22 protein-coding genes and 1 pseudogene are annotated in these 24,294 nt (G+C 55.4%); 12 read left to right on the top strand and 11 right to left on the bottom strand.

Going from position 1 to position 24,294, the window contains the following annotated elements; genetic code table 11:
* The first annotated feature begins 84 nt into the window (after positions 1 to 84).
* Positions 85 to 1,194, top strand: a complete 1,110-nt coding sequence (locus CHB79_RS16205) for an NAD/NADP-dependent octopine/nopaline dehydrogenase family protein (RefSeq protein WP_089360663.1) — start codon at positions 85 to 87, stop codon at positions 1,192 to 1,194.
* Complete coding sequence (locus tag CHB79_RS16210; protein ID WP_089360664.1) at positions 1,191 to 2,183, top strand: 3-hydroxybutyryl-CoA dehydrogenase; 993 nt, start codon at positions 1,191 to 1,193, stop codon at positions 2,181 to 2,183. Before CHB79_RS16205 ends, CHB79_RS16210 begins: the two co-directional genes overlap by 4 nt.
* Before the next feature lie 83 nt (positions 2,184 to 2,266).
* Here the strand turns inward: CHB79_RS16210 and CHB79_RS16215 are convergent.
* Positions 2,267 to 3,405: pseudogene (locus CHB79_RS16215) on the bottom strand (ISL3 family transposase).
* Here CHB79_RS16215 and CHB79_RS22250 point away from each other — a divergent pair.
* The gene (locus CHB79_RS22250; protein WP_245851548.1) at positions 3,328 to 3,549 is read left to right on the top strand and encodes a hypothetical protein; all 222 of its coding nucleotides are present in this window, start codon (positions 3,328 to 3,330) and stop codon (positions 3,547 to 3,549) included. The pseudogene CHB79_RS16215 and the gene CHB79_RS22250 overlap by 78 nt on opposite strands.
* A gap of 11 nt (positions 3,550 to 3,560) precedes the next feature.
* Here the strand turns inward: CHB79_RS22250 and CHB79_RS22080 are convergent, their stop codons facing one another.
* The gene (locus tag CHB79_RS22080) at positions 3,561 to 3,704 is read right to left on the bottom strand and encodes a hypothetical protein (protein WP_176443210.1); all 144 of its coding nucleotides are present in this window, start codon (positions 3,702 to 3,704) and stop codon (positions 3,561 to 3,563) included.
* A 13-nt stretch (positions 3,705 to 3,717) separates the two neighbouring features.
* Between CHB79_RS22080 and CHB79_RS16225 the strand changes: the two genes are divergently transcribed.
* Complete coding sequence (locus CHB79_RS16225) at positions 3,718 to 4,086, top strand: SDR family NAD(P)-dependent oxidoreductase (RefSeq protein WP_245851527.1); 369 nt, start codon at positions 3,718 to 3,720, stop codon at positions 4,084 to 4,086.
* Between the two features lie 151 nt (positions 4,087 to 4,237).
* Here the strand turns inward: CHB79_RS16225 and CHB79_RS16230 are convergent, their stop codons facing one another.
* Positions 4,238 to 5,281 (bottom strand): ATP-binding protein, encoded by a 1,044-nt coding sequence (locus CHB79_RS16230; RefSeq protein WP_010489085.1) that lies wholly within the window; start codon positions 5,279 to 5,281, stop codon positions 4,238 to 4,240.
* A gap of 487 nt (positions 5,282 to 5,768) precedes the next feature.
* Here CHB79_RS16230 and CHB79_RS16235 point away from each other — a divergent pair, with 487 nt between their 5' ends.
* The gene (locus tag CHB79_RS16235; protein WP_089360666.1) at positions 5,769 to 6,032 is read left to right on the top strand and encodes a DUF2790 domain-containing protein; all 264 of its coding nucleotides are present in this window, start codon (positions 5,769 to 5,771) and stop codon (positions 6,030 to 6,032) included.
* A 49-nt stretch (positions 6,033 to 6,081) separates the two neighbouring features.
* Positions 6,082 to 6,357, top strand: a complete 276-nt coding sequence (locus CHB79_RS16240) for a hypothetical protein (protein WP_089360667.1) — start codon at positions 6,082 to 6,084, stop codon at positions 6,355 to 6,357.
* A 180-nt stretch (positions 6,358 to 6,537) separates the two neighbouring features.
* Here the strand turns inward: CHB79_RS16240 and poxB are convergent, their stop codons facing one another.
* The 5 genes from poxB to CHB79_RS16265 all read right to left on the bottom strand — a co-directional run bounded on the left by poxB (position 6,538) and on the right by CHB79_RS16265 (position 12,137).
* The gene (poxB, locus tag CHB79_RS16245; protein WP_089360668.1) at positions 6,538 to 8,274 is read right to left on the bottom strand and encodes a ubiquinone-dependent pyruvate dehydrogenase; all 1,737 of its coding nucleotides are present in this window, start codon (positions 8,272 to 8,274) and stop codon (positions 6,538 to 6,540) included.
* Between the two features lie 63 nt (positions 8,275 to 8,337).
* The gene (locus CHB79_RS16250) at positions 8,338 to 8,778 is read right to left on the bottom strand and encodes a Rid family detoxifying hydrolase (protein ID WP_245851529.1); all 441 of its coding nucleotides are present in this window, start codon (positions 8,776 to 8,778) and stop codon (positions 8,338 to 8,340) included.
* Positions 8,747 to 9,292, bottom strand: a complete 546-nt coding sequence (locus tag CHB79_RS16255; RefSeq protein WP_245851531.1) for a cytochrome P460 family protein — start codon at positions 9,290 to 9,292, stop codon at positions 8,747 to 8,749. The genes CHB79_RS16250 and CHB79_RS16255 overlap by 32 nt, the downstream gene beginning before the upstream one ends.
* 283 nt (positions 9,293 to 9,575) lie before the next feature.
* Positions 9,576 to 10,934 carry an MFS transporter gene (locus tag CHB79_RS16260; RefSeq protein WP_245851533.1) on the bottom strand — a complete coding sequence of 453 codons (1,359 nt, stop codon included), beginning with the start codon at positions 10,932 to 10,934 and terminating at the stop codon, positions 9,576 to 9,578.
* Between the two features lie 66 nt (positions 10,935 to 11,000).
* Entirely contained in the window at positions 11,001 to 12,137 is a 1,137-nt protein-coding gene (locus CHB79_RS16265) for an MFS transporter (protein WP_089360670.1), read from the bottom strand.
* A 394-nt stretch (positions 12,138 to 12,531) separates the two neighbouring features.
* Between CHB79_RS16265 and CHB79_RS16270 the strand changes: the two genes are divergently transcribed.
* The 5 genes from CHB79_RS16270 to CHB79_RS16290 all read left to right on the top strand — a co-directional run bounded on the left by CHB79_RS16270 (position 12,532) and on the right by CHB79_RS16290 (position 18,527).
* Positions 12,532 to 12,930, top strand: coding sequence for a sigma factor (locus tag CHB79_RS16270; protein WP_089360671.1), 399 nt, complete (start codon positions 12,532 to 12,534; stop codon positions 12,928 to 12,930).
* 37 nt (positions 12,931 to 12,967) lie between these two features.
* Positions 12,968 to 13,384, top strand: coding sequence for an Ohr family peroxiredoxin (locus tag CHB79_RS16275; protein WP_029529626.1), 417 nt, complete (start codon positions 12,968 to 12,970; stop codon positions 13,382 to 13,384).
* A 154-nt stretch (positions 13,385 to 13,538) separates the two neighbouring features.
* On the top strand, positions 13,539 to 16,448 hold the full coding sequence (locus CHB79_RS16280; protein WP_089360672.1) for an ATP-binding protein: 2,910 nt from the start codon (positions 13,539 to 13,541) through the stop codon (positions 16,446 to 16,448).
* Between the two features lie 215 nt (positions 16,449 to 16,663).
* Positions 16,664 to 17,080, top strand: a complete 417-nt coding sequence (locus CHB79_RS16285) for an organic hydroperoxide resistance protein (RefSeq protein WP_010489073.1) — start codon at positions 16,664 to 16,666, stop codon at positions 17,078 to 17,080.
* A 334-nt stretch (positions 17,081 to 17,414) separates the two neighbouring features.
* Complete coding sequence (locus tag CHB79_RS16290) at positions 17,415 to 18,527, top strand: FAD-dependent monooxygenase (protein WP_245851535.1); 1,113 nt, start codon at positions 17,415 to 17,417, stop codon at positions 18,525 to 18,527.
* 21 nt (positions 18,528 to 18,548) lie between these two features.
* Here CHB79_RS16290 and CHB79_RS16295 read toward each other — a convergent pair whose 3' ends face one another.
* The 3 genes from CHB79_RS16295 to CHB79_RS16305 all read right to left on the bottom strand — a co-directional run bounded on the left by CHB79_RS16295 (position 18,549) and on the right by CHB79_RS16305 (position 22,425).
* On the bottom strand, positions 18,549 to 19,169 hold the full coding sequence (locus CHB79_RS16295) for a response regulator transcription factor (protein ID WP_089360673.1): 621 nt from the start codon (positions 19,167 to 19,169) through the stop codon (positions 18,549 to 18,551).
* A 74-nt stretch (positions 19,170 to 19,243) separates the two neighbouring features.
* A complete protein-coding gene (locus tag CHB79_RS16300; RefSeq protein WP_010489069.1) occupies positions 19,244 to 19,615 on the bottom strand; it encodes a response regulator in 372 nt (123 codons plus the stop codon).
* Positions 19,615 to 22,425 (bottom strand): PAS domain-containing protein, encoded by a 2,811-nt coding sequence (locus tag CHB79_RS16305; protein ID WP_089360674.1) that lies wholly within the window; start codon positions 22,423 to 22,425, stop codon positions 19,615 to 19,617. Before CHB79_RS16305 ends, CHB79_RS16300 begins: the two co-directional genes overlap by 1 nt.
* Before the next feature lie 479 nt (positions 22,426 to 22,904).
* Between CHB79_RS16305 and CHB79_RS16310 the strand changes: the two genes are divergently transcribed.
* Positions 22,905 to 24,278 carry an epoxide hydrolase family protein gene (locus CHB79_RS16310; protein ID WP_089360675.1) on the top strand — a complete coding sequence of 458 codons (1,374 nt, stop codon included), beginning with the start codon at positions 22,905 to 22,907 and terminating at the stop codon, positions 24,276 to 24,278.
* Positions 24,279 to 24,294 lie beyond the last annotated feature (16 nt).

Genomic DNA, 24,294 nt, shown 5'->3' on the forward strand with positions numbered 1-24,294 from the left:
AATCCGTAGATAGACTTCGCAATCGGATGAGCCTGCCCCAACACTGCTAGATAGCATCAAGGCTCTTACCAGAGGAGCATCTCAATGAATATCACTGTGTTGGGTGGCGGCCACGGTTGCTACGCTGCTGCTGTCGAAATGGCCGAGAAAGGACATCTGACCCGTCTGTGGCGTCGCGACTCCGCTGCACTGAAGGAACTGCTTTCCATTGGCAGCCTGACAGTCAAGGATTATCGTGGGACGCGTCAGTTATCCATTGGTAAGCCGGGCGACAAACTGTCGCTAACCGATGATCTTGGTGAAGCTCTGAGTGACGCTCAGTTGGTTGTAATTCCCCTGCCTTCGACTTCCCACGAAGACTTGGCCAAGCAGGTGGCGCCGCACTTGCGTGATGGCCAAGTGGTATTCTTGCCGCCTGGGACGTTCGGTAGTTACGTATTCGCCAAGGCGATGGCTGAAGCAGGTAACGACAGCAAGGTTGCTTTTGCTGAGACCGGCACGCTGCCGTATCTGGTGCGCAAGCATGGAGCCAGTGATCTGGTAATTAGTGGCTATGCGACGCGTCTGCCGACAGGTGTGTTTCCGAGCAGCCTCTCGGAGCATGCCTTCGCTGTATTGGGTGAGGCTTATCCGAGCGTCGAGCCTATCGAAGACGGCTTGAGCGGAGCGTTGATGAACGCAGGTCCGATTATTCATCCTCCGCTGATTATGATGAACGCAGGGCCGCTGGAGCATTTCGAGTCCTGGGACATCCACAATGAAGGCACCCAGCCGTCGATCCGCCGCGTAACCAACCAGCTAGACGCTGAGCGAATGGCCGTGCGCGAGGCGCTTGGTTATGGGGCGCCTCATTTTCCGTTGGCCGATCATTACAACACCAGCGAAGGCGATGAGTGGATGTATGGACGTGGTGCTCACGGCAAGTTGACCGACAGTGGGGATTGGCGCGAAGACATTGACCTGCAGAAACACCGATACATGCTGGAAGACACTCGTCTGGGCTTGTCCTTTCTGGTGTCAGTTGGCCGCTGGGCAGGTGTTTCTACTCCTGTGGCGCAGGGCCTGCTGAGTATCGCCTCGGTAGTCGCCGGTAGGGACCTATACGCCGAAGGTCGCACCCTGGAAAACCTCGGTTTGGTACAACTGAGTAGCTTGCAGATGAAAGAACTGTTGGCCAAGGGATTGAGCCAATGAGTACGGGATTACTGAACGTCAGTGTCCTCGGTGCCGGCCGAATGGGCGAGGGGATTGCCCTGTCGTTTATCAATGCCGGTCTACCGGTAACACTGATTGATATCAAGGAACGCGACGAGGACGAGCGGTGCGGCTATTTCGAGCGGGTACGGAGCAATATTCGCAACGAGCTCCAGATGCTGGTGCATATCGGTGTGCTTCAACCTGAGCAGGCGGATATCGCGCTGTCTCGGGTCACACTGCTGTCCAAGTCGCAAGCTGTATCTACGCTGCAACGGTGTGACCTGGTGTTCGAGGCAGTGCCAGAAGTGATTGCTGTCAAGCAGGAGACTTTTGGCTGGGTCAGTGAGCATGTCGCAACGACGGCCATTATAGCTTCGACTACGTCGACTTTTCTGGTGACCGAGTTGGCCGAAATGGTTAATGAGCCGGAGCGATTTGTGAACGCGCATTGGCTGAATCCGGCTCACTTGATGCCGCTGGTCGAAGTCAGTCGCAGCGAGGCTACTTGTCCGCAGGTAGTCGAACGATTATTGGCCTTACTCAAGCTAATCGGCAAGGTGCCAGTTATGTGTAATCCGGTTGCAGGTTACATAGTGCCACGGATTCAGGCGTTAGCTATGAATGAGGCGGCGCGGATGGTCGAGGAGGGGGTTGCCAGTGTCGAGGACATAGACACCGCTGTGCGAGTGGGCTTCGGCCTGCGCTTTTCGGTGCTTGGTCTGCTTGAGTTCATAGATTGGGGCGGCGGAGACATTCTGTACTACGCCTCACGCTATCTTACTGGTGCGCTTGATTCACGATTCAAGTCGCCGGAGGTAATCGCCAATAATATGCAAAACGGCCGTAATGGTATTCGTGATGGGCAGGGGTTCTACGATTACCGGGAGGTGGACGTCGAAGCTTACAAGCTGCGACGTCTCAGCGAGTTCGCTCGCAAGTTGGCGCTTTCCGGGCTTACGCCAGCCTTTGATAGTGCCTTGAAGTGAACAGAGAGTCAGGGTACGCAAGCCGTGCCCTGACTCTGTTCGTTAAGCGGTCAGCAAAGCGGACTCCCTAAACATTAGGTTCATCACGGATTGCCGGGAAAGTTGTTCTTGATCTTCATGAAAAAGAATTCGCTGTCCCGGTAGCCGTACGCCATCCGCTTGATGACCTTAATCCTGTTATTGATTCCCTCCAGTTGCCCGGTGTGCATCGGCCACCGCACCCTGCTCAGGATGCCGCGCCAGTAGCCCTTCAGGCGTTTAGCGAACTGCTTCAGCGCCGGTATCGCGCTCTCATCGGCCAGCCGTAACCACTGTTTCCACGCTGATCGCCAACCCCAAGCCGTAGTCGGTGACCACAGCGCTTTGAGTTCTGCCTTCATCAGATAAACCGTCATCAACGATTGGTTAGCCGCCAGCAAATCCTGCAGGTGTACCCGCTGATCTTCACGTTTGAGATTTTCTGGATTACGCAGCAGTAGCCAGCGTGCTTGCTTGATCACCTTGCGGGCAGGTTTGTCGTGACGCAACCGGTTAGCCTCGTCGACACGGACCCGATCAATCACTTCTCGGCCATATTTGGCGACCACATGGAAAAGGTCGTAGACCACTCGCGCTTTGGGGCAATGTTGACGAACCTCCAGGTCAAAAGCGGTGTTCATATCCATTGCCACCGCTTCGATGCGAGCACAACCCGCTGGCCCTAGTTCTTCGAAGAAAGGCCTGAGCGCCGCTCGGCTGCGGCCCTCACCGATCCACAGCACTCTTCGTGTATCCGCATCCAAAACCACGCTGGCGTAACGATGGCCTTTGAACAAGGCGAACTCATCCATCACCAGACGTCGCGGTTGCGCCTTTGGCAAGACGCTCAACGTCGCTTGCAGAGCTCGACGCTCCAGCAATCGAACGGTGCCCCAATGCAGCCCAAACATCTGCGCTACGTGTAGCGTGGGGAGATGCTCGCAAGCTTGAATGACCGCCTCTGCCAGACGCCGCGTCATACGGGAGTAGCGATCCAACCAACTCGTTTGCCACAATCACGGCAGCCAACCCGCCTGAGCAACACGCTCAGGCGTACTGCACGACCGAGAATCGGCAAGTCACGAACGCTACGTCTGCAATACTCATGCGTGGTTGAGCAGGGTTTTTGGCAGCCACCACAGGAAGGGAGTCGGGTGGTGTGGGGAATCAGGTCGATCTCAAGCGCGTCGCCATCAGGCTTGATCGTAACGACAGAAAAGCCCTCCCAAAAAGGAAGGAAAGTATTAATATCACGCATAAGAACGCCGGTTTGTTAGATGTGTTTGCTCGCACGAACATCATCAATCAAATCGGCGTTCTTGTTTCTGTGTTTCCCGGCAATCCGTGATGAACCAAACATTAGGCCTCATTGCGTTCGAGCAAGTATTTGGCCAGCGCCTTGAGCCGTTGTGCGCGTTGTTGGAAGTCCATCGCCATCAGTTCGTTGATGCCGCGTTGGCGTGCGTATGCAATTGCTTCCAGCGAAGTCCAGTGACTCTTCATGGTGCAAGCGGCGTTGAGCCGTCTTTACGATGCCGGGCGAATCATCAACATATCTTCCGGGCTGGCCACGCGTCCCTTGCCGGTCGTTCCCATCTACTCGATGGCCAAGGCGGCTATCAACAACCTGACCCATGCCCTCGCCATGGAACTCGGGCCGCGCGGGATCACTGTGAACGCCGTGGCGCCAGGTTGGACACGCACGGACATGAACGCCGCTGTGCGCGAGAACGCCGAAATGGTCAAGGCAATTGAGGCCGATACCGCACTGGGGCGTTTCGGCGAAACTTCGGACATTGCCTCGATCGTTGCGTTTCTTGCCAGCGACGATGCCCGTTGGGTCACTGGGCAGGTGATCGAAGCCAGTGGCGGATACAAGCTCTGATCCAACTGGACCTAAACCCTGACATTGGCGAGTGTCTTGCCCGGTCGTGAGGTGACAATCTTTGCGGGATATTCACATCCTGAAATAGCCAGTGTGGGGAACTCGATGAATTTCCAACTGGCATTCATACGATTCTACTTTTAGGCTTCATTCAAACAGGCCGGCAGCCAAGTTGCAGCTCCACGCACAGCCCGCCTCCTTGCCGGTTGCATAGGCTAATTGAGCCGCCCATGGTGTTCATTAGTTGCTGCGCGATCGCCAAGCCCAAGCCATTCCCTCGAATGCAGGTGTTTTTCTTTTCATCTGCTCGGTAGAAAGGTTTGAGTACGTCAGCCAACAGCTGCTCTGCAATGCCAGGACCGCGGTCTTGTACCTTGATTGATAGCCTGGCGTCTGTAACCGCTACCGTCACGGCTGCTGCCCCAGCGTATTTCAGGGCGTTATCTACAAGATTGGTCAAAACTCTGCGTAGCGCTATGGGTTTTGCATCAATCAAGGCATTACTCTTTCCAGCGCAATACACCCGTTGCCTGGTGTCTTGGTAGTCGAAGATCAGACTCTCAATAAAGGCATCAACATCAATGGTGCAGCTGCTTTCCTCGATAAGATGAACACTGCGCGCATAGTCGATGCCTTCACGCACCAGATGCTCTACCTCCTGTAAATCCTTGAAAAGCTTTTCACGGTAGAAGGAGTCGCCCATGCATTCAGCTCGAAGCCGCATACGTGTAATGGGGGCCTGTAAATCATGAGAAATAGAACCGAGAACCTGCACCCGCTGTTGTAAATACTCAGTAACCCTTCTTTGCATGCCATTGAATGCGGCAACGACTTTGACAACCTCAGTCGGACCTTCCTCCTCTAAGTATTCGGGGCTTGCAGGGTCTAGCGTATTCAAGACTTGCTCAAAACTGTGCAGAGGTTGGGTTATGAGTCGTGCCGTTAGCCAAGTAGCTGCAAGTATCAATACGATGCCGAGTAGAGCGCCGATGAGAAAGGAGGGGCTAGTGCTGCTGAGTTCGAGCTGATCGAAGTTCTTATGCACTTCCCACAGGAGGCTGTGAGTCAGGACCAGGCCCAATATGAACAGGCTGAACAGCCGAAAACTTAAAGACCGAACCCCAGATAGCGCGAGAGACTTATCGCCTTCTGAAGATTTGCTGTGCGCTGGTAGAGTGTGTTCAAAGCGGTTCATGGTGTTGCTCCTGTTCACCCTCACCGCAGGCATCCATCTGTCTTATCTGGTTGGCGGTGCTTGTCGGTTCGTGATGCTTCAATTTCGCGAGCCGCTGAACGCTTGTATAGGGCTGCCCGCTTGCGGTATTCCCACGCAGCTTCATATCACCAGATAGCCCCTGTCGAAACCATTGCACGATGGTGTCGGTTCGTGGGCGATGGTCGGATTTATGAGTCGAATATCTGTGATTGAGATATGGCCGTGCTTGATGCAACGCCAAGTTGGTTCTACTCGGCCAGAGTTGAACGGTTAGCATTGGTCAGTATTTTTCACTGCGTCATATGGCCTCAATGTAACGCCCTGTATCCAAGTGGGTGCAGGATACAGGGCGATGCCAATACCGGGCTCATCAGACACATACGAGATACCTCGCGGGCATTAAATGGGTACCACTGAGACGACAACGACGGCTCGGCTAACCCCCATCGACCCAGAGGAAATGACTATGAACCTTAAATCCATCACCGCAGCGTGCATTTTCACCTCCCTGAGCCTGGGAGTACTGCCGGCAATGGCTCAAGCTGCTCAAGACCATGAACGCTACAGCTACGGCACCCAGCTCGATGTCGCACAAGTGGTTTCGCTTACAGAAGCTCCAGCCCAGACCTGTGGTGTAGTCAGCGCGCACATGACCTACCTGGATTCAAAGGGGCATACCCAGGTACTCGACTACAGCAAGCTCGCCCAAGTGTGCAGCCAGGGCGGTTGAGCATTCTGCAACCTCAAGGCATGCCTTTAGACTTGAATAGGAAAACGTCATGAAAACTGCCAAGAAGCTGCTGGTTGCGATTGTTTTTTCTCTTGCGGGCGCTGCCGTTCATGCCAATGCTGCTGCTCAGGGCCAGCATTGCGATATGGGAGTGGCTCTTCAGTTGACATCCCTTGCTGCCCAAAGTGAACTTGATGGCCTGGTTGAGAATGGCTTCAGCCGTACGCCACAAGGTCGAAACCAGCAAATGATTGCGGAGGATGGCGCCAGCCACACCTTGCAGAACTATTGGCTGCATGGGCATCGCTCGGCGTACCCGGTTTGAGCATCGAAGCAAGGCAGTTGCTATATTTAGCCAGCTGCCTGCGTCGCCTTCCAGGGCAAACACCTGGGTTCTAGCGACTTGACCTTGGCTAGGGTCAAGTCGTGATGATCGTCAGTTAAAAACGTTCGCAAGAGCTGGGGTACTGAAGACTGGCCCGGCATTTCTGGCTGAGAAACGGGCTTAGCGCCTCCAGTTTCCAACCGCCAGATCCACGATTTCATCCGCGCGTCCGTTCATCACTGCCCGCAGCATATACAGGGAAAACCCCTTGGCCATCTGCGCAGTAATGCTCGGGGGCATTGCCAGTTCGGTGCGGCTGACGACGGCGTCAATCAGGACAGGGCCTTTGTGGGCGAGTGCTTCGGCGATGCCGTCGCGGATTTGTCCGGGGTGCTCCAGGCGAATGCCATGGATACCGATGGCGCGGGCCATGGAGGCAAAGTCAGGGTTGGTGAGATCGGTTCCGACGCTGAGGATGCCCGAGGATTTTTGTTCCAATTCGACGAATCCGAGCGCTCCGTTGTTGAACACCACCACTTTCACAGGCAACTTAAGTTGGGCCAGGGTCAGGAAATCCCCCATGAGCATGGTGAAGCCGCCATCGCCGGACAACGAAATAACCTGTCGATCACGATAGGTTGCCTGAGCACCAATAGCCTGGGCCAGGGCGTTGGCCATGGAGCCGTGTACGAACGACCCCAATAATCGGCGCTGGCCATTCATTGCCAGATGACGCGCTGCCCATACCGTTGGGAGGCCAACGTCGCAACTAAACACAGCATCGGCGCTTGCCAGCTCACTAAGGGTATCGACGATCTGCTGCGGATGGATGTGCCTACTACGCTGGGTTATCGCGGCTTGATCTGCGAGCGCGTGTTGGTTACGGTCATGATGTTCACGGGCACGTCGCAGGTGGTCGCTGTCGGTGTTACGCCTGAGGCGTGGCAACAGGGCTTCAAGCGTGGCACGCACGTCGCCGACCAGACCGAGCTCTAGGTTGGCACGGCGACCAAGGTTCTCGATGCGTATATCAACCTGTGCGATGCGCACGTTCTTACCACGGGGGTAGAACTGGCGATAGGGGAAGTCGGTGCCCAGCATTAGTAGCACATCGCAATCAAGCATCGCATAGTAACCGGAGGAGATGCCGATCAAGCCGGTCATTCCGACACTGTACTCGTTGTCGTAAGCCACATGCTCCTTGCCGCGCAGTGTATGTACAACCGGCGCCTGCAGGCGTTCGGCCAAGGCGATAACCTGCTTGTGCGCTCCGGCGCAGCCCGCACCGCAGAGCAAGGTGATACGCCGATCGCTATTGAGCAGGTCGGCCAGTTGCTGCAGTGACTTTATAGCTGGAGTCACCACGGGCATTGCCGGAAGCAGGTTGTCGATGCCCGGCAGCGGCGCATTTTCTGCCTTTTGCATGGCGACGTCGCCGGGTATGACTACAACCGATACTCCGCGCTTGCCGACCGCTTCACGTATGGCGATCTCAAGAGTTCGTGGCATTTGCACATTGCTGGATATCAGTTCGCAGTAGTGACTGCACTCACTGAAATAGCTATGCGGATGTGTTTCTTGAAAGTAGCCCGAGCCGATCTCCGCCGATGGAATCTGCGCGGCAATCGCCAGCACCGGTACGCGTGAGCGATGTGCATCGAAAAGACCGTTGATCAGATGCAGGTTACCTGGGCCACAACTGCCTGCGCAGACAGCCAGTGAGCCCGTCAGGTGCGCTTCTGCCCCCGCTGCAAATGCCGCCACTTCTTCGTGACGAACATGGACCCACTGTATATCTCCACGACGCTGCACAACGTCGATGAGCCCATTGAGACTGTCTCCGACCACACCATAGATGCGCTTGATACCGGCGGCGACCAGTGTTTCGACGAATTGTTCGGCAACTGTCTTGGGCATGGCGAGGTTCCTCAAACTTGGTATGGAGCTCAAAGCCTTGGGGCGGAGGCAGATATTGGTGATTCAATCGAGCACCCTGATCGCCTCGGCTTCGATGCAGAAATTTTGCGGCATACTGGCAACACCCACAGCAGCACGGGCCGGGTAGGGCTTGCTGAAGTATCCAGCCATGATCTGATTGGCCTTCGGTGCGTTGGTCAGGTCGGTGAGGTAGAGGTTGAGCTTGACCACCTTCGCAAGATCGCCACCGCTGGACTTGGAGACTGCACGCAGGTTGGCAAATCCATGGTGGAGTTGATGTCCAACCTTGGCGTTGCATGGTTGCAGAGTCAGCGGGTTGATTGGCAACTGGCCGGACAAGTACAGGGCATTGCCGCACTTGATTGCTTGGCTGTAGGTGCCGAGCGCAGCAGGAGCGTGCTCGGCTTGAATGGCTTGCAAGAGCATGTCGTTGCTCCGGTAGATGGACGGGTTATTCAGCGAGGGTTGGATAACCCTGGACATAGACCAAATCGCTCGAACGCGCAGGCTGGTGACATCCCAGGCACTCGTTGTGATCCTTGGTGGTTGTGACATTGGGCTGATTCGCGTCAAACCATGACCAGCCCCATCCATCGCCCCATAACTTTGACTGCGGATAAGCATGCTTGCTGTCTTTGACCATTACGAACCAGCCTTTGAGCGTGGTGGCGTGGCTTACGGTTCCGGTGGTCATGCCCGCAGTACTGGTATCGAAAACTTCCTTTACCAGCACTGTCCCGTCGGGGAAATGTCCCAGTTTTTTGTAGCTTTTCCCAGTGTTGGGGGAGGCATACACCACATGCAGTTGTTTCGCGCCCTGGTCCTTGTCCGCAGCAACCGCCCAACTGCCAAGGAATTGGTATGTGTTGCGGTAATTGGCTGGTACGTGCAGGTTTCCGGCTGCATCACTGATAGCGGCGTAAGGGTGGCCAGGCTCGGCGGCCGTAGCCAATCCAGCACTTAATAGACAAGCCGCAAGCAGGATCGAATAAGGCAAGCAGTTCTTCAATCCCGGGCTTCTTGGGGGGATGGCTTGGCGTTTGGTTGACGATGACGGGCTGTACGAAGCAGCGGTGTTCGTGCGTTCCGGAGATTTCTGGACAAGCATGGCGAAGCCCTCGGTTGATCGAACAAAGCACATCTGACGTGGGTCTGTGCGCTAGCGGTGTTCGATCAAAACATGAGGGGCAAGAGGGTTCGATTGCACGAAAGTGTTGGGCGATACCAAAGCATCATGCCGAGCGCAGGCTGTATCTGATTTGATGTCGAGGCTTGAAGCACTATGTCTCGGAAAGATTCTTCAGCCTCACGCCTCTGGTTTCAGGTAGCAAGAGGGCAACGATCATGACCAGAATATAGGCGCATACCACATAGGTCGCGATCGCACCTGTGATACCCATGGTTTCGGAGGTGACACCAATTACCGCTGGAGCAAGCCCGGCGATACCTCTGCCAAAGTTGTAGCAGAACCCCAACCCAGAGGCCCGCAGCTCTGTGGGGAATAGCTCGGTAAGTACCGATCCGATGACACCAAACATGCCGGTGGCCACAAAACCCAATGGAAAGCTGAGCAGCAGCATGGCTGTCGGGTACAGGCTCAAGTTGGAGTACGTCAGTGCAATGCAGATCCCTCCCAGCGCGAACATGAGTAGGGTTGCCTTTCGTCCAGCTATGTCGCCAAGCCAGGAACCGGCGACATAACCCAAAAAGGAACCAGTCACCAGCACTGCCAGGTAAAGTCTGCTCTCAATAGTTGCAAGACCATGCTCGGCTTCAAGCATAGCGGGCCACCATATTGCGATAGCCCAATAACCGCTATGCATCCCTGCAGCGAGTAAGCTGCCCAATATCGTTGATTTCAGATAGGGACCAGACAGTATTGCCCGCCATGAAAACTGTCGGCTTGAGCGCATAAATGCCTGAGGCTCTTTAAGCTTGAGGCGATAGATAAATATGGCAATCGCTGGCAACACACCCAGGATGAAGGTCACTCGCCATCCCAGCTCAGGCGGCAGCAGGGTCAGGCTGATCGCGGAGATAATTGCCGCAAGCCCCCAGCCAACTGCCCAACCACTTTGGGCCATGCCTACCATTCTGCTGCGGACATTTGGCCCTGCTATCTCAGCGATAAATACCGCCCCGACCGCCAGCTCACCTCCGAAGCCTATGCCTTGAAGAGTCCGGGCTATAAGCAACTGATCAAAGTCAGCTGCGAGGCCACAAAGGCAAGTGGAAATCGCAAACCATAAAATGGTGAGCTTCAGCACCCGCAAACGGCCGAAGCGGTCAGCCATCATTCCGGCAACCCAACCACCTAAAGCAGACGAGGTCAGTGTCGCGGCGCCAAGCAATCCGGCTTCAGAATGGCTCAGCCCCCAAGCAGCTAGCAGTACTGGAAGAATAAAGGCATACAACTGAACGTCCAGTGAGTCGACGCTAAAACCACAGAACACAGTCCAGAATGAACGGCGAGCGTCTTTGTTTAATGAGCGGTACCAAAAGGGTTGCATGTTAATAGGTTGGGTTCCGTGTGGAAGTGGCAAATACCACAGTGCATTTTGGTGGTTTTCAATAGAACCAACCCTGCGTTTGAGCACATTTTGCTGGCTCGCAATGCTCCCTGCATGACTGTTTTCCAAGTCAGGTCCGCTTGCTGAAGATGAGCCCAGGACCAGAACAGCAATCCCTTGCATGTCTACATGGCTTCAGTTGGCTGAAAGCACGGCTGTTTTGCTTGCATCGGGTTTAAGTAAGGGGGTCAGACATAACAGCGCCAGGCTAACTCCGGTTAACAACGCAAAGGATAGGCGATAGTCGTGTGAGTGCTCACGCAGATACCCGAAGGCTATAGGGCCAGCAGCGGCGATTAAATAACCGATAAAGAGCATGAACACAGTCCAGGCATTGGCATCTGCGGCTGTGTGAACCTTATCCAAGGGCAGCGTCATTGCCAGGGTGAATGCCATGCCCAGGCCGATAGCTATCATAACGACCGCGAAAATGGCCGGTGATCGAGGTGCGTTCCAGAGCCCAGCCGCGCCTAAAACTACAATGGTGGTCGCGGTGATCAACCATCCGCCCCTGTTCTTTGCAGGGCCTGCCATGACCCCCATGGCAAAGCTGGCAACGGCAAAAACCAAGGTGAATACGCCAAGCAAAGCGCCAGGTGTCAGCAGGCCGGTATCCCAATCTGCTGCCGCTGGGGCAAGCCAGGCAAACAGGGCGTAGACAATAAACTGGCTACCGCCAAAATACAGCGCCACCAGCCAAGCCTGAAGATCCAACCATGGCAGGCCAACCGGTCGCGGATGAGTCAGTGCCGGTGCCTGTTTGGCAAAGCTGCGTGCCAGCAGCCACCAACTGATCACAGCACCCACACACAATATTGACCAGGCGCCAGCACCGACGCGCCATGTACCGCTGTGCAAGGAGATGGACTCTGTACTGATTGCCGCCACGGTTGCTCCGACACTTAGCCCGGCGGCGTATATCCCCATGTAAAACGGTGCGCGATCGGCAAAGTGGGTTTTGATCCAACCGCCAATCAAGGCGCCTCCTACGGCGATACCCACGCCAACCAATAGGGTACTGAACAGTAATGAGAGGCTCGATTGCGATAGTGCACGCAATACGATAGCCACGGCTAACAGCAGCAGTGCAGCAATAACCGTTTGATCTACACCTAAACGCCTGGCCATTTTCGGTGCAATCAGAGCAAACACGGCCATGCACAGATCTGGGATCGAGGTCAGCAATGCTGCCTGTGCATAGCTGAGGCGAAACTGTTGTTGAATCTGCAACAAGACAGGACCGATTGAAACGATCGCCGGGCGCAGAGACATGGAAAGAATCAAGAGCCCGAGAATAGCGGCAACACTGTGGCCAGTTGAGCGATGAGGTTGAACAATCATCACGCACCTATTGTTAAGACTGAAATGAAGCAAGACGGATGGTTAAACGGCGTCTAGCGATTGAGTTTGCCCCGCTAGTTGAACGCAGTTTCGTATCCGGGCTGTTTTCAGTTTCCACTCGGGCTAAAGCCCATGTATCTCAATGGTCGGCAGATACAAACTGATACTTAATGCAGTCGGGTTCCAGCTAACAATAACTAACACCCCATAACTGGCTAACGGCATCAATCAGCGCGACGCTTTACTCTCGTCACCAGAATAACAATGGGAACTGCACGGCGGACTCCACGAATCCAGTGGATCAAAGGCTGCAAGGAGCTTGATCATGACTGACAGTTATCGCAGTAATTGCGTTCTCGGGGTCGATCGACCTAGCAATGAACAACTCGGCATGTTGGTCGCCGAGGTTGTTGCTCGCGGGGAAGAGGCTGCAGATCCGCTGTACGTCGCGGTATCACCTTTGTTGAGTGCGTATTACGAAGGCCAGGTGCAAGCGGGTAGAGCGCTCGACGAGCACTTGGATGAGCTAGTCCAGTCAGCATTCGTGGCGATTTGCTGGAACTGCACAAGTTACGACCCAGTACGCCCTGTTCGGGCATGGCTGGTGGATATAGCGCGCAGCCAGTTTGTTGAGTACCTGCGCAACCGGCGCGGCAGGGCCAAGGTCAGGTTGGTGGCAGAAGCTTCCTCGGCCAGGCGGCCAGAAATTGCACGGGCAAATTGAGCCTGCATGTCCTATCGCTTTTGAATAAGGATTTACCATGATCAGCATCGCTCAGACACTCTACACCGGTCATACCCATACGACTGGTGGCCGTGAGGGAGAGGGGCGAAGTTTGGACGGACGACTGAACGTGAAACTTTCTCCTCCTGGTGCTCCGGGGAGTGGTTGCAATCCAGAGCAGTTGTTTGCGATCGCATGGTCGGCGAGTTTCATTGGCGCTTTGCGACACGCTTGCAATGCGCGCAAGATCGGCTTGCCGCAGGATACCTCGGTGGATGCCCAGATCGACTTTGTTTGCGCCGAGCAAGGGTTTTTCCTGCAGGCGCGACTGGCCGTGTATTTACCCGAGTTCGAAGCAGATGTGGCTCAGGAACTGATGGACGCGGCCTATCATAATTGCCCCTACACAAAGGCAACCCAAGGCAATATCGACGTTTCTATCCTGCGCGTCTGATCCTCGCCCGCCACCAGCCTATCTGCAAGGCCTCTTCTGTCGAAGGATCTTGTGCTCGCGTTGTATTTGACCAATCATGTATAGCATCTATGGTGCTAAAGGACTGCGCGCATAGTTCTCACCAGCGACTATTGATTTCAAGAGTATGGCCCTTATGGAGCCTTCCCCGGCAGAGATGCATGATTCGGTTATCACCCAGCTTGGGTTCGGTCCATTTTGCGTTGTGGCGTCAAAGCGATTGCTCACCAAGCATGGTCTCCCTGTCGAGATCGGTGGGCGCGCACTGGACTTATTGATTGCACTTCTTGAACGGCCCGGCGTAGTTCTATCCAAGCGTGAATTGATCAGCCAGGTCTGGCCCGACACCATTGTCGAGGAAGGCAGCCTGCGTTTTCACATGACCGGCCTGCGCAAGATTCTCGGGGACGGCGAAGACGGTGCGAGGTATATCGCGACTCAAGTGGGCGTGGGCTATGCATTTGTTGCTCCACTGGAAAAAATAAAACTACCTGTAGCTGAGCCGACAGTTGCCGAGCCTCCTCCCAGGGTCAATAGCCAAAAGCGCTATGTCAGTGGCGTCGGCAGCTTGCCGCCACGGATAAAACTGATCGGCCGCGAGGCAGATGTTGAGTTGGTTGTCGGTCATCTATCCCATCCCAAATTGTTCACCATCGTTGGCGCGGGTGGAGTGGGCAAGACCAGCCTCGCGGTCGAGGTAGCGCACCAGATTTGCGCTCAAGTCTATGAGCGTGTTCGTTTCGTTGACCTGGCCCAGGTTGAGGATGCCGGTCTGGTACTTTCTGCTTTGGCTGGCGCATTGGATATTCCGGCACAAGCCGAGGACCCGATGGCTGTGCTGCTCGCACATCTGCGCTCGCATAAGTTGCTCATGGTGCTTGATAACTGCGAACACCTGATAGACGCAGTCTCGGACGTCGTCGAGCAGATCAGGTATGCCGCGCCAAACGTGGGTTTGTTGGCGACTAGCCGTGAACCTCTGCGGGTGCGCGATGAATATGTGCACTGGCTCAACCCGCTGGCTTTCCCTCGGGAGCCACAGGACCTGTCAGTCGAGCAGCTGCTGGCATATCCGGCGGTCAAGCTATTTGTCGAACGGGCATCATCGGGCAATACAGCGCTGGTGCTGGAAGCTAACGCTGCACATTTGATTGCCGATATGTGCCGGCGGCTTGAGGGCATGGCCTTACCTATTGAGCTGGCTGCGGTGCGCGTTGCTACCCATGGCTTAAGCGCAACGCATGCATTGATGGGCGAACTCTTTTCCTTGGGTTGGACTGGCCGGCGAACGGCATTGCCTCGTCATCAAACGCTGCGCGCCATGCTGGACTGGAGTTACGAGTTGCTTACACCGCTTGAGCAGCTGGTGTTCGAGCGCCTATCAATTTTCGTTGGCCCATTTTCTCAAGATGCAGCGGCGCAAATCATTGCCGACAGCCAGGTTGAGTCAATCAGGGTAGTTGCAGTTTTGGACGAGCTAACCAGCAAAGGGCTGGTCAGCGTCGATCATTCAAATATGCACGCAGCCTATCGTTTGTTGGAAATGACCCGCGCCTTTACCAGGGAAAAACTGGCGGCAAGGGGCGAGACGGAGACTCATGGCCTGGCGTTTCGCCATGCACTGTTTTATACCAATTTACTGGCGAACCTGGGGACCACGCCGAGCGCGATCTTCGCCAGCGCGGCCCGTCTTTCCAATCAACTCGGCAATATTCGAAGTTCGTTGGAATGGAGTTTTGGCCCCCATGGCAGCCCGGGGCTGGCGTTGCCTCTGGCAGCGGCAAGCGCGCAGGTATTCCTGCATTATTCGCTGCTGGTGGAATGTCGAGCCTGGTGCTCACGTGCGACCGAACTGCTTGAACTGGGCTTTTATGGTACCCCCGTGGAGATGGAGTTGCAGGCAGCACTGGGATTGGTACTGATGTTCACCCGGGGCAATAGTGCGGCAGCAGAAAAAGCATTGCTCAGGGCACTGGATATTGCCGTGTCGCTAAGCGATTACTGGTCACAACTTCGGTTGCATGGTCGGCTGCAGATTTTTTACGAGCGCACCGGCGACTTTGCCTCGTCGCTGGCCTGGGCCGAGCAGGCGGTAGAGGTCGGTAATATCATTGGAAAACCCGAGGCATTTGCCATTGCTGCATCGCTGGCAGGCGTTTCTCATCATTTGTTAGGCAATCAAGTGCTGGCGCGACAAGAGTTGGAAAGCTCATTGCGTAATAGTCAGCCTTCGCAGCGCAGTAGCACGATCCACTACGGCTTCGACCACCATAACCGTACTGGTCTGGCACTAGCACGTACGCTCTGGCTGCAGGGTTTTCCTGATCAGGCGCGGCACTGGGCGGCAAAGGTCGAAGCTGAAGCAGCTGCGCTGGAGCATTCGGTTACCTATTGCATCGCGTTGATCTGGACGATGTGTATTTATATCTGGACCGGCGATCTCGACAAAGCTACAGCCAGCCTCGAAGGCTTCAGTAAAATCGCCCAGGAAAATGCATTCGGCCCCTATATGGCTGCCTCCAGAGGGTTCAAGGCCGCAATAGCCATACGTGCGCAGCAGCCCGCCGATTCGGTCGAGATACTGGAGGAGAGCCTTGCCCGGTTGCACAGCATGCGTTACGAGTTACTCACCACCTCATTTGAAATCGCCCTGGTTGAAGGTTTGATATTGCGCGACCAGCACACCAAGGCATTGCCTATCGTGGAGCGCACCATCAACCATTGTCGCCAGAGTGGTGATGCCTTCGCATTGCCTGAATTGCTGCGGCTCAAGGCGGGCATTGTTAAATCCATCGAGCCTCGCAGCAATAGCACTGCAGCCGAGGTCATCCTGCAAGAGTCATTGGTCTTGAGCCAGCAACAAGGCGCCCGTGCCTGGACATTGCGTAGTTCGATGGACCTTGCATTGCTACAGATGGAAAGCGGTGATAAAGCGCAGGCAATTAAATGGCTGGAAAGTTGCCGGAACTGGGTTTGTGAAGGTCATGACACCCTTGATGTACGTCGCCTGGAGCAGCTCTGGCAGCAGGTCAATGACATGGCCTGAAGCCCTTTGCTCGCTGCTACCGGTCGTGGTATCCGGCGGTTTGCTTTTGATTGAGAGCCTGGGCCATTTTTGTCACGTTATGGCAAGCGGCGGATAGTCAGGCAAGGGCGCGTCAGGCTTGTCGATACCTATGTGTAATCGATAGCGGGCAGTCGTTCTGTTCTGATTCAGCAAGCGCTTATTGCAGGCGCTTTCAAGTAATCAGGAGCTCTGAAATGACTGCAAAAACAATCTTGTACACCGCCAAGGTACTCACCACAGGCGCACGCGACGGCGGCACTTCGCGTAGTGACGACGGGCACCTCGATATCCATCATTCCTTGCCTGGAAGCAATGGCGGGGGGACCAACCCCGAACAGCTGTTTGCGGCAGGTTGGTCGGCATGCTTTGTTGGCGCATTAGGTCTCGCTGCACGCAGCTGTAAAGTAAAGCTCCCCGCAGAAGTTGCCATTGATGCAGAAGTCGATCTGTGTCAGGGAAATGATGCCTACTTCCTACAGGCTCGGCTCAACGTCAGCCTGCCGGGCATCGAACGGGATATCGCCCAGCGTTTGATTGAGACAGCGCATTCAACTTGCCCTTATTCAAAAGCGGTACGCGGCAATATCGATGTTGTGCTCAATTTGGTCTGAAGGCACAGCACAAGAAAGCCTTCAGCAGTACATGGCTGCCGGGACCTTGCCTATGGCTTGCCGGCAGCCTCAGGTGGGCATCGGTATCGAGTGTGCAAGCCACGGTAACGCGAGTCGCTCAAGATACAGCGTCCTGCACGCAGCCGCGCGGCGACTTCAAACTGAGTCCAGCATCAACCTGGCGCCATCCTGGGGCGCATTGTCCCAGTCAACAGTCTCCAGGCTCATTGTTTTTCATTGAGTGATTAGGGTGCCTGAGTTTGCGCTCAAGTCAGGCTTTGTCCAACGCAATCAACCCAGCACTCCTGATCAGTCAGCATTTACGGGTAGCAATATGAGAATTTTGATAGTGGGCGGGGGTATTGCCGGCTTTGCCATGGCGCGGGCGCTTGAACTAAAGGGCTTTGAGCCTGACCTGGTCGAGCGTCGGCTTGAGGACTCCTCCGCTGGCATGGGCTTGTATATGCCAGGGAATGTTGCCAGGGCACTGGCACAACTGGGGGTATTGGATGCGGTGTGCGAGACTGCTATTCCCATCTTGACCCAGCGTATTCTCGATCATCGTGGTCGCACATTGAGTATCACTAAAACCCTGGAATTCTGGGATGGGTGCGGGCCTTGCCTTTCTCTACCTCGCCATAGCCTGCAAGCAATTCTTCGTGGCGCCCTGGTACGCACAAACACTCGGTTTGGTCTCTCGTTGACTGATATTCAGCCGTTCACCAAGGGCTGTAACGTGGTGTTCTCTGACGGTAGTACGGACGTCTATGATCTGGTCATAGGCGCTGATGGAATTGACTCGACTGTGCGCAGCCTGGTGTTTCCAACGGTGATGCCTTTTAGTATCGGCAATATTTGCTGGCGTTTCATCACACCAAATACCTGCGCAATAGATGGCTGGACGGCCATGCTGGGCAAGGGGCGGACTTTGCTTGCGATACCCGTAAGCAATGAGGACGTTTATGTCTATGCCGATATGGCAGTGAATCATGGCGATGCAGGAGAGGGCGCTAAGCCGCAAGCCTTTGCGAGCTTGTTCGAGGATTTTGCTGCGCCACTATTGCCACTGATAACCAATATGCCAAAACACACAGGAGTGCATACTGGCAGTATTCAGCAAGTGGTGATGGATGCCTGGCACCTGGACCGTGTGGTGTTGATCGGTGATGCCGCCCACGCCTCGTCTCCCAGCATGGCCGAGGGTGCCGGGATGGCAATTGAGGATGCTCTGGTGTTGGCAGATGCCATCGCAGCCGGTGAGCGCATTGAACTGGCGCTGCCTGCTTACGTGGCCAGACGAAAACCGCGAGTGGACTGGGTTCAACAGCAATGTGTCGCACGTGACAAGATGCGAGCCTTACCGCCCATGGCACGTAATGTCGTTCTCAAGCTGCTTGGCGACAAGCTTTACAGGCGCAGCTACACGCCGCTGTTAGCCCCACTGTGATGCGTGATACAAACGAACAGCTCAGTTCTGCACCGAACTGAGTTGTTCAGCCATTCGCACCAGGTCTGCCAGCGAGCGTGCTTTCATCTTGCGCATGGCTTTGCCACGGTGCGCCTTGACCGTGATTTCACTGATGTCGAGGTCAGCGGCGATGACTTTGTTCATATGCCCGGCCACCACCATCGCCATGATTTGCTGCTCTCGCGGTGTAAGGCTGGCGTATCTCTTACGCAGCGAACGCAGGCACTGTTCACGCTCCATGGCGATGCGACTGCTCTCATGTGCATCTGCGATGGCCTTGAGCAACACGCTGTCGTCGAAAGGTTTGGTCAGGAATTCGACCGCCCCGGCTTTCATTGCGCGAACCGTACGCGGGATGTCACCGTAGCCGGTAATGAATATGATCGGCATATCCGGACGCTCGTTAGCAATGGCGGTTTGAAGATCCAGACCATTGAGCCCAGGCAGATTGATATCCAGCACCAGGCAGCTCGGTACCTCTGGGGCAGGATAACTGAGAAAGTCCTGGGCAGATTCGAACAGCTCCGGCTGGCAGTTGGCGAAGCGGATCAACAATTCCAGCGACTCGCGAACGGAAATATCGTCATCCACCACGAAGACGATAGGCATGGCATCGCTCATTGCAACTCCTCGCCTAGGGGTTGGCACACAGTTTAGGTCCACCTTGTCATCTCCTGTTGAATTGTGCCGCACATTTAACTGATGGGCAGGGCTGCGCTAAGAGCCTTGAGCAATTGCGCCTCACTGAAGGGCTTGAGCAGGCAATCAACCGCCCCCAGGCTTATCAACCTGGGTCGTTGCGCTTCGTCATCATGGGCGGTGATGAAGATCGTTGGAATATTGTAGCCGCGCTGCTTGAGTGTTTTAGCCAGCTCCGGCCCCGATATGCCGGGCATTGCGACATCAAGAATCAGGCAGCGCGTCAGGTCGAGGTAAATGGATTGCAGAAAGTCCTGTGCCGAAGGGAAGGCCTGGACCTCGAAACCAAATTCTTTGAGCAGGTCGGGGAGTGATTCACGAACAGACTCGTCGTCATCGACTACGCAAACAAGTAAAGGCCTTACCATCACAAATCCTCCTTGGTGTGATCAGGGTTGGCATCCAGGTCCGGGGTGCTGCTATCGGCTTGCTGCGTAATCGAGAAGCGCAATGTTGCCCCTGGGCCATCATTGAGTGTTGCCCAAAGCTGTCCTCCATGTTGCTCGATGATCGAGCGGCTGATCGCAAGACCTATACCCATGCCGGAGCTTTTAGTCGTGTAGAACGCATCGAAAATACGCTCCGCATCAGCTGATTCGAAACCACTGCCATTGTCTTGCACAGCGAAGTGGACGCTCCTGTCCTCATCCGTTGTGGTACTGACCACTACATGCCGAGGGCGGCTAGTGATCTTGCTCAGTACTTCAATGGCATTCATTATCAGGTTGAGGATAACTTGCTGCAGCTGCACTCGATCCCCCTTGATTGTCGGCACAGGCTCGGCAAACCTGGTTTGCAGCACTACACCGTTGCGTTTCAACTCGCCGGTTAACATCGCAACCACTTCTCGCGCTGCCTCACTGAGGTTGACGTTCTCGAGAGTGATATTTCGATTTGTGAACAAGGCGCGCAATCGCTTGATAACGTCGGAGGCACGGTTGCCATCACGAATCGTGCGCCGTGCCGTTTCCAGAGCGCCCGCAACATTCGGTGGGGTTGCGCTAAGCATGCGTAGGCAGGTGCTCGCATTAGTGATGATTCCCGCAAGCGGTTGATTGACTTCGTGAGCAATCGAAGCCGTCACAGTACCCAGGCTCGCTACTCGGGCCAGATGCGCTAGTTCCGAGCGGACTTTGCCCAGGGCTTCCTCATAAAGCTTGCGTCGGGTGATATCTTGAAGCGCGCCGATATACTCAAGTTCACCATCCTCGTCCTTGATGGCGTGTGCGACCAGGTGCAGGTGTTTCACCATGCCGCTAGGCAGTAGCAAGCGTTGCTCAAGCTCGAAGTCTCGGTCGTGCTCACGCTGGCGCCTGACCACATCCTTGAGCATTGAAATATCGTCCGGGTGGGTCCGGCTGTAGATCAAGTCGAAGCTTGGTATCACGCCTTGATCGACCTCGAGTATGCGGTAAATCTCGTCCGACCAGGTGATAGTGTCAGTGCTGACACGCCAGGCAAAAGTCCCTGTTGCACTCAGCTGCTGACCCTTGGCCAGAAACGCTTCGCTTTGCTTGAGCGCAGCGTCGCTCCATGCGCGATTGATTGCGATGCTGGCAAGATGGGTAAACTGAGAGAGCAGGTTTGCCTGCTCGCTAGAAGGCTGTTTCGGCTCGGGGTACAGCACCGAGAGCACCCCGATTACCTTGGTGGCAGTTGAATATATCGGTATCGACCAGTTTGCTTTCAGGTCATGCTGGAGTGCGGTATTGCACCATTCAGGCCAACGACTTTCCTGGTTCAGGTCGGCTGAGATGACCGGTTCAATAGCCGCAATCGCCCAGGCAATCGGGCAGCTATCCGGGCTCGCCAGTGAGCCTTCGGCACTGGGCATCAGGCTTGCGGGTACCTTGGGACCTGCTCCCGGCTGTAGCCGGATTGGCTCTTCATGGGAGGGCGAGGGACGTTTCGGGTCGGTCAATACAATGCTACACACACTGCCTGCAAACATGCTCTCAACCAACTCACAAAGCGCGTCGAGAATAGGGGCCAGCGGTGAATTGGCGGCCATCATCGCGAGCAGGTGCTTTTCTCCGGCCAGCAGCATCTCGGCCTGTTTACGGTCCTCAATATCGGTATTCTCACCGTACCAGCGCAGCAAGGTTCCGGCTTCGTCATATTGCGGCATTGCCCTGATGAGAAACCAGCGGTACACCCCGTCGAAACGTCTCAGGCGGGCCTCGAACTCACCTTGCTGGCCCGATTGCAGAAGCCCGTGCCAATAGGTGCCAAGCGTTTCGGCATCATCCGGATGGATAGATGCGGTCCAGCCGATGCCGCGTGCATTCTCAAGGGAAATTCCGGTGTAATCGCACCAGCGTTGATTGATAAAGATGACACCACCATCCGGTGCTGCGCTCCAGAGAAAACCGGGCACGGCATTGATGGTCTTGCTCAGGTTGTTTTCGGAGGCCCTGACGTCGGCCAGGGCGTTGGCGATCAATATCTTGTCGCGTTTCCGTTCATCGATGTTGACCTGTAGTACGCACCAGCGGGTGATTCGGCCTTCAGGATCGCGAATGGGCAAGCCGCGAACGTGGAACCATTGGTACACACCGTCTGCGCGACGAATGCGGTGCTCAATGTCATAGGGTTCACCCGTTTGGACCGAGTGAGTCCAGGCGGCGATCACCATGGGTAGGTCGTCGCAATGGACGCTGTCGGTTGCTGCCCAGTGCCGCAGCTCCTCGTAAGTTGAGCCGAGGTAGTCCTCGATCTGGCGGTTGACTCGCTCCAACTCGCCGTCGGCTGTCATAAACGACACCATCGCAGGAATGCTGTCGATGATCGAGGTGGCATCGACCTGATGCTCGGGCCTGGCATCGAGATAATCTTCGATATCGGTACCGACTGCGCACCAGTTGTTTGCACCGTCGCGATTAGCGTCCAGTCGTTTTATTTGCAGGACAAACCGGCGGTAATGGCCATCGAATCGTTGCAGGCGGGCCTGCATGCTGCATGGTTCGCCGGTGCTTAGAATAACCTGCCAGTTCTCGAGTAATTGATTAAGGTCATCAGGGTGCAAGCATTTGTGCCAACCTGAATTCAAAGCAGCTTGGCGGCTTATGCCGGTGTAGGCGCACCACTCGGAATTAACAAAGTCGACGCCGCCATCAGCTCGTGCGGTGAATGCCACACCCGGCAACGCATCTAGGATGCGATCGAGTTCATCGGACATGTCGGTTCTCGTTTTTCGGCAGGCGTCTCTCTATGAGAATGCACCTTTTTGGCTGCGTTCGCCCATCATACTTTGGTGTCGCTTGGGCGCAAAAAAAACGCGGCACTGTCGAGTAGCCAAGGGCTGCCGGTTAACGGAATCCTTGAGTTTGGCTGGCATTTCCCCAGGCTTTGTAAGCCAGTGTATCCAGCCCAACTCGAGCTACACAAAGATTCAATCACCCCCCCTAAACGACACAATGCAGATACAGGCCTTGGCCAGTATCAGTGCGACCTCGGCTTGGCTGCAAATCACCTGAGCAAAGCCGCTAATACCTAGGTATCGACCGACACCATCGTGTAATCGCCGGTGCAAAAGTCACATGGTTTGATCATCGGGTGTCGCCAAAAAGCCGTAACCGCGTATTCACAGTAACAGTCAGTGGCCAGCCCGATAACAAAGGTCGTGCATGCCAGCAATCATGTTCAAGGAGATGCACAATGTTTGCAGTTTTGTCCGCCACCACGTGGCAGCGCTGGCTGACTTCAACCGTCAGGATTAGTACCGTCAGTTGTGTATTGCTGGGTGCCAGTGGTGGGGCATGGGCCGTAACCGGTACCGCAAGTGACCCAGGGGTGAGCGACCAGGGAGCAGGCTCGGAAGCAATACGTCCGTATCAGGTGCATGTTGATGAAGCACAGCTGATTGATCTTCGCCAGCGACTGGCGGCGACTCGCTGGCCAGATAAGGAAACCGTAAGTGATAACACCCAAGGTGTGCAGCTGAAGTCGATTCAGGCATTGGTCGAGTATTGGGGCAAGGGTTATGACTGGCGCAAGGCAGAGGCAAGGCTGAATGCGCTACCGGAATTTGTAACCACCATTGACGGTGTCGACATCCAGTTCATTCATGTCCGCTCCCCCAACCCAAATGCCATGCCCTTGATCCTCACGCACGGCTGGCCAGGTTCGCAGTTTGAATTTCTCAAGACGATTGGCCCGCTCACCAATCCCACTGCATTCGGTGGGCGTGCTGAAGACGCCTTTGACCTGGTGATTCCGTCGATTCCTGGCCACGGATTCTCTGGCAAGCCGACGGAGCTGGGCTGGGGCCCTGAGCGTGTTGCCAAAGCCTGGGACGTCTTGATGAAGCGTCTGGGCTATGACCATTACGTGTCACAGGGCGGGGATCATGGGTCGGTGATCTCCGATGCCCTTGGTCGTTTGGCACCTGCAGGCTTGCTGGGCATCCACCTGAACATGCCAGCCACTGTGCCACCGGAGTTGGTTGCCTCGATTAATGGTGCTAAGCCCGCGCCTGCCGGGCTTACAGCATCGGAACGAGCAGCATATGACTCACTGAGCACCTTTTTTGCGCGTAACGCAGCCTACGGCGCAATGATGGTCACCCGGCCGCAAACAATTGGCTATTTGCTGGCCGACTCACCTGCTGGAACAGCCGCTTGGATGTACGAGAAGTTCGCTGCCTGGACAGACAGCAACGGCAAGCCCGAGCGTGTATTGACGCGTGATGAAATGCTCGACGACATCAGTCTTTACTGGCTGACCAATTCGGGGGCGTCTTCGTCCCGCTTCTATTGGGAAAATAACAACAACAACTTCAGTGCGGCTGCGCAACGGACCTCGGAGATCAAGGTTCCGGTGGCAATCACGGTGTTCCCTCATGAAATTTACCGTGCACCCAAAAGCTGGGCGCAACGCGCCTATCCGACGCTTAGTTATTTCAGTGAAGTCAGCAAAGGTGGCCACTTTGCCGCCTGGGAGCAGCCGCAGCTGTTCTCTGAAGAGCTGCGCAAGGCATTCCGACCGTTACGCGCGGCTGCAACTGTCGCCAGCCACAAGAGCAGCCAATAGGTCGTCCGCGACGGCT

The organism is Pseudomonas segetis (genome assembly GCF_900188155.1).
Classification (GTDB): Bacteria; Pseudomonadota; Gammaproteobacteria; order Pseudomonadales; family Pseudomonadaceae; genus Aquipseudomonas; species Aquipseudomonas segetis.